The organism is Novipirellula artificiosorum, assembly GCF_007860135.1.
GTDB lineage: Bacteria > Planctomycetota > Planctomycetia > Pirellulales > Pirellulaceae > Novipirellula_A > Novipirellula_A artificiosorum.
Window position 1 is genome coordinate 100,725 of sequence record NZ_SJPV01000016.1, and the last position, 16,221, is coordinate 116,945.

Genomic DNA, 16,221 nt, shown 5'->3' on the forward strand with positions numbered 1-16,221 from the left:
TGGTAGGGTGTGTCGTTCGAGGAGAAACGTGCTCGCCGTAGCGTATCGACCAATTCTGGCACGCGATTAATCGCTTAGAACCGAGTCAAAGCGGCACTTTTCGCGATTTCGGCCTGACGCTGGCAAGAATTTAACGCCAAGCTTGACACCAAAAAACCCCAAACGTCGCGACTATTCTAACTTGTTTGCTGCATCCGGATAGCTCGCCAAATTGGGTGCATCAAGCAGCAGCCTCGGCCAGCAGTGCGACCAGCGTCCCTTGAACGACAGATTCATTCGGCCATTTCCCAAAGACCTGGCTCTCGAGCAAGGCCTTGGCAATCAATCGAGTGACGTCATCCGCGGTTCCGCTGCAGTCAATCGTGCAAACTTCCGGGCACACACTGGCCATCTGCTGGAAGCTGCTGCGAATCTTCGTCAACGCCTCTTTCGCTTCAAACTCGTTTGGCGTATCGCCTCGGTTTTCCGAGATTCGTGTCAATGCGACCGGAACCGGCAAATCAAAAAACAGCGTCAGGTCAGGGATTGGAAACTCTGCCAACATCTGCTCAAGCAAATGCTCGGTGTCACCACCGCGCAACCCTTGGTAGGCAACCGTCGAGTAAAAGTATCGGTCGACGATCACGACGTCGCCGCGACGCAGCGCTGGCGTGATGCGCGTGAGCACATGCTCACGACGGTCTTGAAGGAAGGCATGCCGTTCCTGCTCGGGGGACATCCGTCCGGAAATTGCACTCTCACGTATCTTTCGACCCCAAGGACCGTCGGTCGGCTCACGCGATTGCAAGACCGTCCGACCAGCGAGCCGGACCAAGTCGGCCAACCGCCCGACTTGAGTCGATTTGCCGGCACCATCGATGCCGTCGATCACCAAAAAGACACCGGCGGGCGGTTCGGCCGACGATGCATCCGCTTGTTGCTCCATCTCAGTCATTGTTCCGCTCTCAGCATTCGGCATCCAAACAATCCACCGGCCATTGCAGTGGGGTGAGCCTGGAAGGTCACCACTACCGTCGATTTCCCTGCCGTCAAGGATCGCGGAACGGGATAGGTTACGTCAAAGAACTTGTTCGGGGCGTCTTGGTCCAACGACTGGTCGGCAACTTTTTCGCCATCGATCAAGATCTCAAAATGTCGGTTCCCCGAATCGCTTCCCCAATACGTACAGTGCAATTCGTTGGCCACCTCGCCGTCCGCCTGCATCTCAAACTCGAACCAACCACCGTCACGGGCATCGCGCCATTTGCGTCCGGCATGCTCGCCCACACGGCTGTTCTCACTGACCAGTTGGTGATCACGCTCGGGCTGCATTTCACCGATCCGAAGCTCGTCGAGGGTGCGAGCGGAGAGTGCTTGAATTCGAGCCTGTTCCGCACGGAGTTCCTGTTCCTTCTCGGCCCATTGTGCTTCGCCAAAGATGTCCAAATAGACCGTATAACGACGATCGTGAAGTGTATGAAAGGGCACCAAGTTGACGTCGCGAGGGCGGCCGACGCCAGCGGTTCGAAATTCCGACTTTTCCGCCGCCGTTGGCTTGACCCACTCCGCAACCGCTTTCCCGTCCGTGACCAGAGCGGGAACGTACATCGGCTTGGATGACTCGGGATCGTTGATCGGGCCAAGGTCGGCGGCCAGCAACGTCGGGCCATGCAAGATCGCAATTCGATTCGCGTTGTCCGGCATCGATTCGGTATGAAGCTCCATCGGGAAGTGGACCGTAACGGTGTCGCCCCCCTTCCACGTTCGATCGATCACGACGTACCCACTCGCATCCCCGTCGGATCCGACCTTGGCACCATTGACTGACACCGCGAAGTCGTCACCCGCCCAATTTGGCCGCCGCAACAGCAGTTCAAAACGTTGCGGCGACTTCGCTGAAATCGTGAGTTGACTCTGGTCGCCTTCGGGCCACTCCGTTTCTTGCCGCAGCTTGATTCCAAGATCCTGCCAATTCAGCTCCGAAGCAATGAACAGATTCACCCAAAGACGCTGGTCATCGTGATAGTAAATGCCTTCGCCATACCTCACATGGTTTTCCATTCCCGTGCCGACACAGCAGGTGAAGCCATCAAACTGCGATTGATACTCTTTGTGGTGACCGGGTTGAAGTGAAAGGTTGTAAATCACCCGTCCATCCGGGTGCTGGCTCGCCCGCATGTGGTTCAGCAACGCTCGTTCATAGAAATCAGCGACCAACACCGAAGGATTCCACCCAAACACATGAGTCGTCAACGCCAACATGTTGTAGACATTGCATGTTTCGGTCGTCATCGTGCTGAGCCGATCGTTCAATTGATCAGGCGGACCAAAGTGCTCGTGGTCACAATGCCCCCCGGTCACGTAGCTGTGGTGGTTGACGACACGATCCCAAAAGAAATCGGCGATCGCCCGGTCCTGATTGTCGCCCGCCAACTCGTATCGCGTCGCAACACCGATGATTTTTGGTATTTGGGTGTTCGCGTGCTTGCCGGGCAAAATATCGATCCCATGAGCCAAGGGATCAAGGATGTCCTTGTGATGAAAACGCCGAGACAGCGCAAGGTACCGTCGATCGCCCGTGTCCCCGTACAAATCGGCAAAGGTCTCGTTCAACCCACCATGCTCCGCAACCATGATCTGCTGCATCTGGCCTTCACTTAACGTCGCATGGGTTTTCTCAAACCAATCCGCAAGCTGCTTCTCGACTTCCAACGCCTGTCGGTTTCCCGCCAATCGGTATGCGTCGCGCAGTCCCGCGAAGACCTTGTGCATGGTGTAGTTCGGTACCCAGACACCGTTCAAGTCGAATCCGGCAGATCGAATGTTGCCCTCCGCGACCTGTTCGTAAGCTCGGCGGCCTTCGGGAATCGCCGAAACGTAACCATCCCCGTTTGCTTTCTGGCATTCGGCGAGCTCTCGCACAAAATAGTTGACTCGCTCTAAAAAACGCGGATCACCGGTTGCCGCAAAGGCCAGCGAACAACCACTCAGATAGTGGCCACCACAATGCCCCGACACACCCCGCGATTCCCAACCACCGTAGTGCTCCGCCTTGGGTGACAGCCCCGCCTCTTTACGAAAATTTGCAAGCAATCGATCCGCTTCTAAATCGAGCAAGTACTGCGCAGCAACCTGTTGTCCTTGCTTGAAAGGACCGTCCAACAAGCGAACATCGTGTAACGAAAACGGCATGGCTTGCGGAGCCGCGACCGGTTCGATTTGCAAGTGGATCGGCTGTGAGGCATCGAGGAAGCCCACGAAGACCGCGGAAAAGAGGGTCAAGGAAAGAACAAGGCGAGTTCGCATGGAAGGTAACGTCTGGTTGCAAGAAGTGGCGATGGGGGGGAAAGAGCGTCAGCTGCTAGTGGACCGTCAAGGTTAAAACTGCGAGTTGGGACGTCGTGGACTTCGCCAGAAGTCCCAAAGAGCATTTGAGTAACGGATTTCTGGCGAAATCCACTACCCTATAATTTAATGCTAACGGTCCACGAGTGGTTTTTCACAGCAAAGCATTGGGGCAGCGGAACTCGTGCGTGAGTTTCGGCCGTCCCCGGAATCACCGAAAGACTTGGCGACTTCCGCTACGGCCCAACCCTAAAGTTAAATCTGGGCAATGCACTCGTTGGAGTTCATGCTTCCGAGTGCCGCGAAGCTCGTCATTCGCGTGCGTCTCCCGCTCCTGACATGACATAAAAATAGACTGCAAGCCTGGACAGCTTCATTCGACGGATCTCACCCGCCGAACTGTCGATGGACTCACAGCCTTTCGTGATTGGATTCGCAGAGCACGATGGAACGCCCTGCCCAACGAGCGAAGGTCCTAGGTCTTTGCCGCAGACTCTCGCAATTCTTCCAATTCGACCGTCAGCCGATGCCGAAGAGGACTTTCCGCTCGAAGTTCATCATCAAGTAGCTGCTCAGCCTTCTCGAAGGTTTCTTCATTGCGGTCGGGATCATTCATCAACTGACGAAACATCTTTTCGATGGTTCTTTCGGTAAGCAAAACAGTCTCCTCGCATAACGCGTTTTGATCAACGAGGTATGGTCGGGTCGAGTGCATCGGCCAACCCAACACCCAAATCGCCAAGGCCCGCTCCATTTCGTTGATGGTTCAACGGTTGATTCTAAGACACCTGAGCGGGGTCGCAAGTCCAAACCCAAAACGATTTACGGTGAACCCACATGTTTTTCTGTCGCATTTACGACAGGCTTGAAGGCACTGGGGCGTCGTCGCTGGGGGCAAATCCATGGACAAACGACAACGGCGAATAGCCAACTAAGTCTAGAATGAAGCTACCGATGACCTCCGCAATGCCTTTTCTCGTCATCCTGCTGGGCTGCTTCTTGCGTCGCATTGTCCATTGCCACACAAAAGGACTCGTGGGCTCGTCCTACTACCCTAAGATGGAAAGTTGACAAAGGACGAGTGAAGAAAAGGCAGTGCGGATTCGACACACCGGTTGCGACATCCACGCACACCGCTTTGAAAACAGAAGGTCCCGATTGGCCCGTTTTTGCTACCAGCGCTCCAGCGGCACCAGTTTTGCGTCAAAAGAGTGGCACGATGGAGCGGTAGATTCACAACACGCCTGTCACCGTCCTGCGTCATGGGGAGGGTGGCGGCGATTTCACTTCACCTCGGAGGACCGACCATGTCTGGACTGCATCCCAAGAAAACGATCGTTCCCATTGACTTCAGTGACTTGTCTTATGGAGCCCTGGAGAAAGCGTTGGAAATTGCGGGTGTCGAAAACACCGTGGAAGTGATTCATGTGTTGCCACCGATGCTGGTGATGGAACCGAGTGATCTTTACGGCAGCGTTTCCGATTCACATCGCAAGGAATCGACCATCAAACGCTTAAAGGAGAAGCTAAGCGACGAGAAGTACCAAAAGGTGCGAATCCGAGTGGCTGTGGGGGACGCGGGACATGAGATCGTCGCTTGCGCCAAACGCGAATCCGCTGATCTGATCGTCATGCCGTCGCACGGCTACGGGTTCCTCAAGCACGTTTGGCTTGGGTCGGTCGCCGAGCGAGTGGTTCGAACGGCTCCCTGTCCCGTGCTCGTGCTGCGGTCCTAGTCGCCTTGGCGCTTGCGGTTAGATTGTTAGAGTTCTCGACACCCAGCACGACATCCATGAGAAGCATCCCGGCGGAGTTCGCGTGTCATCCTGCCGCCGGAATGCCGGACCGCACCACGAACCGTTCGGAAGCGAATGAGCAAGAAAAAGAATCGCAAGAACAAGCCTTCGATGGCGGAGCTCGCCGACAAATTCGACTGTTACCAGAAATCGGTGCAAACGCCCGAGCATGAAGTTGAGTTTTTTGAGCAAGCGTTTCGAGACGCGTACCACCGGAAACCGTACACACTCCGCGAAGACTTCTGCGGCACCTTCGCGATCTGTTGCGAGTGGGCCAAGTCTGATTCCAAACGAACGGCCGTCGGCACCGACCTTTGTAGCGAAACGCTGGCGTGGGGCCGCGAGCACAACTTGGCGAAACTGGATCAAGCTCAGCAGTCCCGTGTCAAGATTCTTGAGCAAGACGTGCGTAAACGGAATCGCCCGCAAGTCGACGTGTTGGCGGCTCAAAATTTTTCGTTTTGGCTATTCAAAACACGCCCTGAAGTGATCGACTACTTCAAAATCGCCCGATCCAATCTGAAAGCCGAGGGGATCATGGTGATGGACATGATGGGAGGGGGCGAGTGCTACACCGAAGAGCACGTTGACAAGCGAACGATCAAGAAGGGACGCAAAGGCTTTCGCTATGACTGGGAACAAGCCTCCTTCAACCCAATCACGGCCGACGCCAGTTTCTACATTCACTTTAAGTTCAAGGATGGCAGCAAGCTGAAACGGGCGTTCGAGTACCATTGGCGTTTCTGGACCCTTCCCGAGGTCCGTGAAATGTTAGCCGAGGCGGGGTTTAGCGAAACCCATGTCTACTGGGAAATCGAAGAGGAGGAGGACGAGGAAGAAACCCATTGGGAACGCCGAGAAAGTGCTGGCAGCGACCCGAGTTGGATCTGTTACATCGTCGCCGTGAAGTAGTGTCACCAGAACTCGAACAACACTGGACCGCGGTAGGGACGGCTGTTGCCCCTCACTCCCCACCCCCCGCTCGGACGTCGTGCAGTTTTTAAGTACTTGAAGTAAAAAGCGTTTGCGGACTTCACCCTCCCTGTGGCGTGATGGGAATGCTGCCTACGCGGCAACTTGGAGTGACTTTGCAAATACCGTTTCATCCGAGGGCCTGGCTCCCTTCTCCCCCCCGATTTTCCGGGGGACAAGGGCTGGGGATGAGGGGGTTCAGCAGACGCAAATGCCCGTCAATACAGCGATAAACCTGCCCGACGGAAAGCCCCTCTCCCCCGGCCCCTCTCCCCGCGAGCGCGCGGGGAGAGGGGAGCCAGAATCCATCAGCGGGACTTGTATCGATCACAACGCCCTCTGGGTGGGCGACACTAAACTGCACGACCTCCACTCTTGGTGCACTCGTCCACTGCCCAATGCCTGGCGCACGGAGCAGCCTGAACTCGCACGGATTTGCTTCTGACCCAACGCGGCAGTTACAATTCAGACCTCCCGTTTCCCGGCCAGTTTGCTTTTCCTAACCCACGAGACTCTTCATTGAACCCTTACGATGATCCGTTGGGTGCCGCTTCGGAAAACGTTCGAGTCGCTGCGCAGTCCTCGCCAAACCAACCGCCGGTCTCATCGGGTTTGGCACTGACCAGCATGATCACGGCGTTGGTTTCACCGGTCTTCTTGTGCCTTTGCGGATTGTCGATCCTGCCTTCGTTGGTCGCAGTCGTGACGGGGCACTTCGCGTTGTCCAAAATCAAGGCGTCCGCGGGCCGCATGGAAGGGCGTGGCCAAGCCCTAACGGGCTTGATCGTCGGCTATCCGATGCTCGTGTTGTCGATCGTAGTGCTTTTCTACATGGGAGGGTCGTTCGTCGACGGATGGCGGAGGGCCGATCGTGACCGAGGGGCGGGCAACGCATTCCCCAGCACTTTCTCGACCGATGAGCAGCGTTTGCGAGAAGCGGAACTGCAAGTCATGAGCGCCAGTGGCGGTGACGGAGCGACCGGGAACAGCCCCGCAGCGAAAAAATTGGCGCTCGCCTATTCTGAAAAATTCGAGTTGATGCGTGAGGCATTGTTTACCGCTGATCGCAAGCGGATCCTGAGTCTGTCTCAGGGGCAATTTGTTGTTCACTGCGAACTGCATCCGGATCGATGTGCGTTCATCGTCCATGTACCGACGTACCGGAAATTCGACGACGAGGCAAAGGACGCATTGGCCGAGATCGGATGGACGATCGCTTGCGGAGAGGCTGCGAAGGAACTGCAACCGGGGGACTCGTTGGCAGTTGGATTGCGTGGAACGCTGCTCTACGGTGCGATCATGACCGGCAAGGTCCCCGGATCAGGCAGGGAGGAGCGTTTCACCATCGTGGAGCGTGAAGCGTTGTTCGCGTTTTTCCCAGCATCCCCGCGGTCGCCATTGGATGCAAAGCGTGACGTTGACGTCATGCCGAATCCAACGCAACAACCTGGATCGTTTCCCACGCCCATTTTACCCTCAACGATGCCCCCGATGCCAGAAATCGGCAACAGGCCTGACTTGGAGCTCGGGCCCGCCCCGCTCACGCCACCGGGATTTCCGCCAATGCCGGAGCTTGCCACACCCGATCTCGCGGACCTGATGCCGTCCCCACGGCCCCTTCCAACACCCCGCGCACCGTCAACGGGGTCAAGTCGTTCGACGCCGAGCAAACCGAAGCCAGTGGCTGAATCGACCGACATGGCCGTTGACGGCATTGAGATTGAACCGTTGTGCCAATTCGAGGATCTTGGCTGGACTGTAAAATGCTTGGCATTCTCACCACAGGGTCGCTTCCTGGCCGCCGGCAAACTGGATCGCTCGATCTTGATGTTTGATCTGCAGAACCAAACGCAACTCGGTGATGCGAAGCAGGTCAGTGAGGGCCAAGTCGAGTCGGTTGCCTTCTCGCCCGATGGAAAAATGCTGTTCGCTGCGACCAGCAGCGGCGAGGCTCAGATGCATACGGTTGACGAATCCGGACAAGTCGGTGATGCGAAGTTGCTGTATCGATACGCTCGATCTGCCGATTGGGTCTTACCGAGTCCTGCTGCAAAGTTTGTCCTCAGCGGCGGTGACCGTGGGACATTGGTGTGGCAAACCTATGGCGATTCCGCCGGCGCCGAGCGTTCGCTCAAGGCGTCCGATCGCAATCTACTCGCAGCTTCGTTGCCAACAACCGGAGTCGAGGCAATGGCGACCGATGGACGGTCGCTGGTCTTTTTTGACTTGCGTACTGCCAAGCAGACAAAGACGATCTCATTGGACCGAGGGGGTACGCAAGCGGCCGCGTTTTCGGACGACGCGAAATGGTTGGCCGTCAGCAGCGGAAGGGAGATCACGATCTTCGATACAGCCACGGGACAACCCCGCAATTCGCTGGCGAAGGAAACAAAGGAAACGCAGTGGGCGGTGCGGTTTCACCCCAATGGGCGGTGGTTGATCTCGGGTGGACGCGGCAAAGCCTATCTGTGGGACATCACAACGAGTGAGCACTTAGCGACGATTGATCTTGGCAACGTGCTGTACATCCAATCGCTGGCGTTTTCCGACGATGGTCGGGTGTTGGCCGCAATCCCGAATGCAGCAGGTCAAACGTTGCGGGTCTTCCGTATCGGCGGAAGCCGTAGGTAGCCTTGATCGCTTGCTCGGTTGCAGTCCGCACCGCTTGGGCATGCAGAAAACGCCCGGCCTCCCCCCGGTGGCCGAGCGTTTTCACTCTCTGACAGCTTCGTTTTCTTGAATCGTATCGACTCCCCCCGAGGACTCGCGTCTTGCTGTGATCAGCTCGCACGCTTTCGGATGTTCCACACCGGCTCCCGATTCATCCGAGAAGCGCCCGACGTGAGTCCTCGAAGGCAGACTTGATTCCTACGAGGATGCCAAAAAGTCTCGTTTCGATATGAAGGCGGTCAACAGGCCGAAGTTAAAATCTTCAGCCGCCGTGGCTTGCGCGAGACCAAGGTCCGTGAAGGCATTGTCCACGGCATTGATCGTTGCGTTGGCCCCGGTTCCGACTTGTTCGCCACCGTCACGAAATCCCGATGGCCGGTCGGTCCGTTGAACTTGGTAGGTTCCTCCAAAAAGAACATCGAACAGGTACTGCCCCGTCGCGTCGGTCGTGTCCTGGACCGATACCGCATTCCCGAACGCATCGGTCCCCGTCAACTCGACGCTGACTCCCGACACAGGGGTTTCGCCCGCATCAAATTGCTGATTGTTGTTTGCATCAACGAAGACAAATCCATCGATCGTTGCTGTTTCCGGATCCACCGCGGTGGTTGCCGTGGCCGTGTTGTTTGTCGTATCCGAATCATTCGTCGTCGAGCTGACGGTGACCGAGTTCAATTGGTCCGCGCTGATTCCGGCATTCACGGTTGCATTGATCGTGAACGAGAAGGTCTGGCTGCTTGCCAGCGAGCCCCCGTCGACCGTGACGACTCCGTTGGTAGCCGTCAAGGCTTGATTGTTTGGCCCCGTTCCGCTTACGAAGGTAACTCCGGCTGGTAACGTATCGACGGCGGTCACGGCCTCGGCGGTCGAGGGTCCCGCGTTCGAGACGACAACCGTGTAGGTCAATGTGTCACCATGGGTTGCCAAAGTTCGGTTGACGGTTTTGGTCACCGACACATCCACCACCGGCGTGACGGTGATGTCCGCCGTGTCAGAGTTGTTGGTCACATCATTTTCACCCACCCCGGACAGATCGGGGATACTGGCGGTGTTGGTGATCAGCCCGCTGGCCGACGCGCCAACGGTGAAGGTCAATGTCGCGGTTGCCGCCGTGCTCGCATCAAGCGTGATCGTGGGGAAGGTGACGGTCGTTCCATCGCTGGTCGCGTTGAGACCATTGAGCGTCCCACTGACAAACGTCAACCCGGCAGGAATGTCGTCCGACAAGATCACACCTGTCGCGGTGCTCGGCCCTTCATTGGTTAAGTTAACGCTATAGACCACCGTGCCATTGGGGGCGGGCGTTGCATTATCAACGGTCTTCGCGACAACTACATCAAAATCGGGTGCCAAGGGCGTGTCGACCGAGGCGCTGATCACTCCGTCCGCTGGATCCGGCAACGAGGCCGTATTCGTCAGCGTCGCGGTGGCGGCTTCGTCTACCGTACTGGTCAAGATCGTGAACGTTCGCGTTTGTCCAATGGTGACGGATCCTAACGTGACTGTTGCGACCTGGTTCGCCGAGTCAAACGAACTGGAGTCGCCGGTCGCCATATCCACGATGGTGATCGTGTCACCAAGGACGCCCGCCGGCAACGTATCCGTGATCACGACGTCCGTCGCATCGCTTTGGCTGGCGGCATCATGGCGAACCGTGATCGTGTACAGCAGTTCGTCTTGCCCTGGCACCGCATCGGTGCGTCCCGTCGTGTCGCCAGAGATCACAACACTCTTTTCGATGATCAAGTCGACATTCCGAGTGACCGCGTCGCTGGTCGAATCACTATTGTTGGTGTCATCCGAGTCCGGGTCGGTCGTCGTAACCGCTGCGAGGTTGTCGATCGTCCCGGTTGCCGATGAAGCCAGGGTAACGTCAACGGTAAAGGTCTCGCTTTGACCGCTGGCCAAGATCCCGACATCAAACGTCAAATTCTGGTCATCCCCCGCGACTCGCGTGATCCCGGACGTTCCTGCATCGAAACTGACAAAGGTCAAATCCGCATCGAGGGCGTCGGTGATCTGCACGTTACGAGCTTCGCTGGGGCCATTGTTGGCCACGGTGAATTGGTACGTGTAGGTCCCACCTGCGACCACGGTATCACCCGCTTCGACGACTTTTTGGATTTCCACATCGACCAAGCGATCGATCGTTGTATCGACGCTGTCGGTATTGTTCGTCAAATCAGGGTCGAAGGTCGTCGAGGAAACGGTCGCCTCGTTCGTCAAGGGACTGGCGGCGTCCTCCTCGACCGTCACGTTCAGCGTAACGACGGCCGAAGCGGTCCCGGCTGCCAATTCCCCGATCACGGCCGTAATCTCTCGTGTCGCCGGGTCAAAGGTGACCGGTTGGGTGACCGAACCGCCCGCGACGCTACCGCTGTCGAACGCGATTCCCACCGGCAAGGTATCAACCACAACCACGCCGGTCGCCAAATCGGATCCGGCGATATCGTTGAACACGGTAATCGTGTAAGTCATCGACGTTCCCGCATTGACGGGCGTTGTCGGCCCCGTCTTGGTCAGCCTGAGGTCTGATGCGATTGGCACGACATCCTCTGGCTCCGAATTGTTCGCTGCGTCGACGTCCACTTGATCGGCGGTAGCGATCGAGGCTGTATTGGTGACCGTCGTGGTTTGCGTCGCTGAAATCGATGCAACGATCTGGAACGTCACGGCGGCTTGGTCCGGATTGACCGTTCCCAAGTTGACCGTTGCCGTTTGACCATTGACCGTGTCGCCCGTTGCCGATCCAGGCAGATTGCGGAATTCAACAAACGTCAAACCCGCGGGCAGCGTATCGGTAAACGTGGCGTTGGTTGCAGCAACGATGTCGACCCCTGTCGGTGAGTCATTCAGCACAGCGATGTCGAAAACGACTTGTCCCCCGGCTTGCAAATTCGACCCCGCCGCGTTGACCGTTTTGGTGATCGACAGATCCACCTGAGGGAAGAAACCAAAGTCGAGCGTCGTATTCGTATTCGGGTCGGTATCGGCATCATCAATGGGTTCGGTGTTGCTTGCCAAGGTAATCGCACCGCTGACAACGCCCACTCCCGCAACCAGCGAACCGTTATCGTCGCCGTCAACATCGTCATCGGGATCGGGTGCCGGATCGTTTCCCGTACTCGTGGAAAAACCAAACAAAGGGGCGCCGGTGGTAAAGTTGGACTCTGGTAACACCACCACATAGTCACCTGGCAACAGATCGGCGAAGGAGTAGGTTCCCGCAGAGGTGGTTGTCGTTGCTATGGGCGAATCGACCGTCGGGTCCTGATCCGCTCGGAACAACTGTACGGTGGTTGGAGTCACAACCAGCGGTTCGCTGCCATCGCGGAGCCCGTTGTTCTGGGCCGCTCCGGTACCATTGTCGACAAAGACCTCGCCGCCAAGCGTCAGCGGCTGCACGTTCGCAAGGTTCGTGACCACAGGCGTCGGCTGTAACGCTTCGAGGATCGAGACGCGAATGTCGTTGTCACCGGTCAAGGGTGCGGAAGCTTCGATTGCTCCGATGCTGCGGAAATCCGCACCGCTGCCGCCACCAACCGTGAACGAGTCAAATCGCACGAAGGTTTCGATAAAGTTAGCTGCATCGACGGGCACGTTGACGTCAGTCGTGGAAAAGTTCGTGGCATCGGTATACAGGGTGATCGTCAGAATCTCACCCGCATTCGCACCACGCGTTTGAATCAAGACTCCGGATCCGGGGAAAGCACGCTGAGCGCCCGTGGGGTCCGTTGGATCCACCGGCAACTCACCCGACAACGAGACGCCACCGAGTCCGTTCGGATCGAGTGCGATGCTATTGTCGGCGCCATCATATTGAACGAGTGCGGTACCGACACCTCCACCACCCGAAGAGATCGTCAAGGCGTCCTGTGCCGTGTCGACTTCGATCAAGATATTCCCAACGCCATTGGTACGCGTCGCTTGGATGTCACGGCTGCCCCCAATCGCTTCGGAGGCGCTGGTTGAATCGGTCGTCGTCGGGCTACCCGCATTGGCCAACACGGTGACCGCGGTTGCCGAATAGTCGTCGATTAACTCGGTCCGCAAACCATCGTCATCCGTGTCGCTGATCGTGACCAAAATGGGGGCTGGAATGTCCTGGCCAGCGACCGCGTCTTGAACGACAAAGTAGTCACCCGGCGAAAGGCCTTCGAAACGATACTCACCTGGCGACTTGACGGGCTGACCTGGCGCCGGCGCGGCCGACGTATCGGTCGTGTCGGTTTGAACCAACTGGTCCGCATTGGCACCGGTCGTGACCAGGGTTCCGGCATTGCCCGCCCCATTGTCGCTGTACAGTTGCACTTGGACACCTTCGAGGCGGATTTCGCCAGCCTGTAGCGTGCCGTCACCGTTGCTGTCGGTGAAGGCTGTGCCGCTGATGGCCCCCAGGTCCGATGCTAGCAATTCTCGCTTGTCGAGTCGTTCGACAAGCATGCGGCGTCGCGAGTTCTTTGCCACGTTTTTTCGTGACTTCGATGCAAGACGGTTGATCAATCGGTGCCAGACCATCGTCGGTTTCCTGTGCGGAGAGTGCAAGTTGTCTTGAGAGAAGGGAACCAGAGTCCCTGTTCGGCCAGCGCGGTCGGCTTTCTGCCGTCCCAGCGCATCGTAGTTGTTCTATCGGAGATTCGGTGCAATCGGCTTGAACGTTAACAACGATTCACAATCCGCCAATCACTTCGACGATCCCTCGCCATACCCCTTACCAGCGGTATTCTAAGCCCGTGTTGATACCTTGGACCCAGTAATCAACCGAATCGAATGCGAAGCTCGGTCGAGCGGGCCCCGTCAAGGGATCAACCGGTGGAGGCAATTGGTTGGGGTTCAGGTCTCGCGAGATGTGCTCGCCAGGTCGAACCACGTTCGACCAGTAGATAAAGGTATAACCGAGCATGATCCGCCAGTGATCGTTGAGTTGGTATCCCAGGTTCGCATTGAACTCAGGAATCACCGAAAACTGATCGCGAGTGTAGGTTCCCATGTTGGTCTGCTGAGCCAACAGGCCGCCCGGATAGGTTTGGCTACCTGGATTGGTCGTATCACCTGAAATCACGGTCGAACCGTTGATGCTAACGGTTTGGTGTGTCGTTCCAACGCCCAGTCGCACTAAGCCATCAATGGTCCAATTTCCGCGAGTTTGACGGTAGACGGCACCGATATCGACGCCGTTAAATTGGTTCTTCGTGCGGAAGTTGTCAACGATATTGAAGTTGGCTTGAGGTGCGATACCGGTCAAGTTTTCGAAGATGCCCACGCTCTCGTCGAGTTGAAGGTATCGGTAACCGAACAACGTTTCAACTCGCGAGCAGTATTGTTCAGGGCAATTGTTGAACAACCATCGGTTGCATCCTTCGCTGGTTTTCTGGAGCCGGCGAAAATTGAATCCCCCTCCCACCAACTGACTCTCGGCCGTGGCACCGACAGCACCCGAAACGATCGTGTTCCCCGTGCCGTTGAAAGCGACGAGTTCCGAATCCTCACGAGGACTGCCGGAGGTAGGATCCACGTTGAAGAACGGTCGGGCCAAAATCGGGTCACCGTTGCTATTCTGGAAAAACGATTCGCTTTGGCTGCCAAGCTGAAAGTACTCGGCGGAAACCGCCCAGGTGTGGCATCGATCCAACCACACGCCAAAGCGGAGTCGACCGCCTTCAAAGGTATCGGTCAGCACTTCTTCGCCACCGAATAAAGTCCGTGTGGTGGGTTGACCGAGAACTCCCGCATTGGCCTGCGAAACGTTCGGGTCGGTGCTCGTTGTGACCAAGGGGGGCAGCCCCATTCCATCTTGCCACCAGGCGAGGTACTCGAAGGAAACCCATCCGTCGGTTGGCAAACACAGCGTCACACAAGGACGCCAAGATTTGGGACTGCACAGCTCGCCACAGCAACTGTTGCCCGTCATGGTAAAGTCGCAACCTCCGTCACATGCTATGGAATCGCAACCACAGTTGCTGCCGGCTGGCATCGCGTCGCACGACATACCACCGTCATAAATCGGTGAATAGATCGGCTCGAGCACCACCTGGCCGTCGAGCGGTTCGGTGAGAATCGTGCCATCGACGATGGGGCTTTCCATCACCGATACCGATCCCGTTGACGGAGGCACGGGAATGGCATGACCGGTGGGACGAACCCGCGTTGTCGTGAGGTGGCTCGCTTGGCGAACGACGGATGCTTGCCCGCTGGCAGGCTGCGAAACACTTGTGTTGCGAGCATCTGCGTCAACCGCGGCGGTAGAGCGAACAGGCTGCCAGCTTGCCCGAGCCGTTCGTTCCGATCGTCGAATCGATCCAGAGGGACGAGCCGATCTGCGCTGGGATGTGCCTTGCTCCGAAGGCGTAAACTGGGCGTTCGACGTGGTTGCGATCAAGGCAACCATTGCGAACGTGAAACAGGAGGTGCGTTTGAAAGAAAGCACTGGCTTCACCAATTGGAATCTGGAATGCGAAGCACCAGCGACTTGATAGCATACAGGTCGCCAGCACGAAACGCTGAAGTGTGGTGTCACCCCCCCGGGTTCATTGAACACGTTTACCGCCGAGGTCGCTCGGCTGCAAACTACCTTGTTCACCAGGGATATCGTCCAGAAAGATCGAGAAGCTAAATGGAAAAACAGAAAAATCAGTAAATTCAGAAAAGTCGTCTTAATCGATACATCTTAACGCCGCATTTTGCCGCAATCCAACGCGGAGTCCGAGCGGTTTAAGAAAGGTCATCGTTCTTGGGTTGGGACGAGGAGAATAGGATGCGCCCGAGGCAACGACGTAACATCGTCCCGTTAAAATCGAAGGCGACCGAGCATCACCAGGAGGCGTTGCTGGGCAAGTGATTGCGGGATTTCTTCACATTTTCGGCACGGCATCTCCGCTCCGACCTAGACTTTCGAAGGAAATTCCCACCTTCGCTCTTGAAGAACCCACTTACGCTATCATGAAATCGCTTGGAACCCTACTTGCCGTCCTGATCACTTTGGCGGGATTCGCGATAAAAGTGGTCCGTCTGAATCGCGCGATCCATGGTGATTCGGTCACCAGTTTTGAGTTGGGAGAGGAAGCAGGTCGCTACTGTGGTTCGACGCAAAACCAGTCATCGTCTGGTTTTTTCTCGAGCCGAAACAGCAGAAGCAAAGATACGGCCAAACCGGCCAGCATTCAATCCAATCCTTTCGTCGATTAACGAAACCGGCGATGACGTGGATGTGTTTGGCAATCGAATTTCCAAGGCGGTTCAACCGCTGATTGGCGCGGTCGCCCCACTTAGCATCGCGGGATCAATAACTAACGTAGCGGACGAGGCCACGAGTCCTGCAACACGGGACTGGTGGCCTCGTCCACTTCTATGAAATGTTTGCTGCTGTCAAGTGACTGTTGTGTTGGGGTGGTTGTTGATTGAGTTTGCGTTTAAACGATCCGGTTCCCCATTCTTCTATCCGAGCTCTGATGGCCCAAGT

General features: G+C 56.7%; 9 protein-coding genes. 4 read left to right on the plus strand and 5 right to left on the minus strand.

Going from position 1 to position 16,221, the window contains the following annotated elements:
• Positions 1–220 precede the first annotated feature (220 nt).
• The 3 genes from tmk to Poly41_RS28985 all read right to left on the minus strand — a co-directional run bounded on the left by tmk (position 221) and on the right by Poly41_RS28985 (position 3,982).
• The gene (gene tmk, locus Poly41_RS28975; protein WP_197231769.1) at positions 221–934 is read right to left on the minus strand and encodes a dTMP kinase; all 714 of its coding nucleotides are present in this window, start codon (positions 932–934) and stop codon (positions 221–223) included.
• Positions 931–3,285: a glycoside hydrolase family 127 protein gene (locus Poly41_RS28980; protein ID WP_146530861.1), complete on the minus strand. Its 2,355-nt coding sequence runs from the start codon at positions 3,283–3,285 to the stop codon at positions 931–933. The genes tmk and Poly41_RS28980 overlap by 4 nt, the downstream gene beginning before the upstream one ends.
• Before the next feature lie 514 nt (positions 3,286–3,799).
• On the minus strand, positions 3,800–3,982 hold the full coding sequence (locus Poly41_RS28985; protein WP_146530862.1) for a hypothetical protein: 183 nt from the start codon (positions 3,980–3,982) through the stop codon (positions 3,800–3,802).
• A 649-nt stretch (positions 3,983–4,631) separates the two neighbouring features.
• Between Poly41_RS28985 and Poly41_RS28990 the strand changes: the two genes are divergently transcribed.
• From Poly41_RS28990 to Poly41_RS29000, 3 genes are all read left to right on the plus strand, one after another.
• A complete protein-coding gene (locus Poly41_RS28990; RefSeq protein WP_197231770.1) occupies positions 4,632–5,060 on the plus strand; it encodes a universal stress protein in 429 nt (142 codons plus the stop codon).
• Between the two features lie 135 nt (positions 5,061–5,195).
• Entirely contained in the window at positions 5,196–6,032 is an 837-nt protein-coding gene (locus tag Poly41_RS28995) for a class I SAM-dependent methyltransferase (RefSeq protein WP_146530864.1), read from the plus strand.
• 579 nt (positions 6,033–6,611) lie between these two features.
• Positions 6,612–8,723, plus strand: a complete 2,112-nt coding sequence (locus tag Poly41_RS29000; protein ID WP_146530865.1) for a DUF4190 domain-containing protein — start codon at positions 6,612–6,614, stop codon at positions 8,721–8,723.
• 237 nt (positions 8,724–8,960) lie between these two features.
• Here Poly41_RS29000 and Poly41_RS29005 read toward each other — a convergent pair whose 3' ends face one another.
• On the minus strand, positions 8,961–13,280 hold the full coding sequence (locus Poly41_RS29005) for a beta strand repeat-containing protein (RefSeq protein ID WP_146530866.1): 4,320 nt from the start codon (positions 13,278–13,280) through the stop codon (positions 8,961–8,963).
• 193 nt (positions 13,281–13,473) lie between these two features.
• Positions 13,474–15,189 (minus strand): BBP7 family outer membrane beta-barrel protein, encoded by a 1,716-nt coding sequence (locus Poly41_RS29010; protein WP_146530867.1) that lies wholly within the window; start codon positions 15,187–15,189, stop codon positions 13,474–13,476.
• Positions 15,190–15,701: 512 nt separating this feature from the next.
• On the opposite strand from Poly41_RS29010, the gene Poly41_RS29015 reads away from it, so the two are divergent.
• On the plus strand, positions 15,702–15,947 hold the full coding sequence (locus tag Poly41_RS29015) for a hypothetical protein (RefSeq protein WP_146530868.1): 246 nt from the start codon (positions 15,702–15,704) through the stop codon (positions 15,945–15,947).
• Positions 15,948–16,221: the final 274 nt, after the last annotated feature.

Coding starts and splice junctions, on each gene's coding strand:
- tmk (WP_197231769.1), bottom strand. CDS start 934: ATGACTGAGATGGAGCAACAAGCGGATGCATCGTCGGCCGAACCGCCC.
- Poly41_RS28980 (WP_146530861.1), bottom strand. CDS start 3,285: ATGCGAACTCGCCTTGTTCTTTCCTTGACCCTCTTTTCCGCGGTCTTC.
- Poly41_RS28990 (WP_197231770.1), top strand. CDS start 4,632: ATGTCTGGACTGCATCCCAAGAAAACGATCGTTCCCATTGACTTCAGT.
- Poly41_RS28995 (WP_146530864.1), top strand. CDS start 5,196: ATGAGCAAGAAAAAGAATCGCAAGAACAAGCCTTCGATGGCGGAGCTC.
- Poly41_RS29005 (WP_146530866.1), bottom strand. CDS start 13,280: ATGGTCTGGCACCGATTGATCAACCGTCTTGCATCGAAGTCACGAAAA.
- Poly41_RS29015 (WP_146530868.1), top strand. CDS start 15,702: ATGAAATCGCTTGGAACCCTACTTGCCGTCCTGATCACTTTGGCGGGA.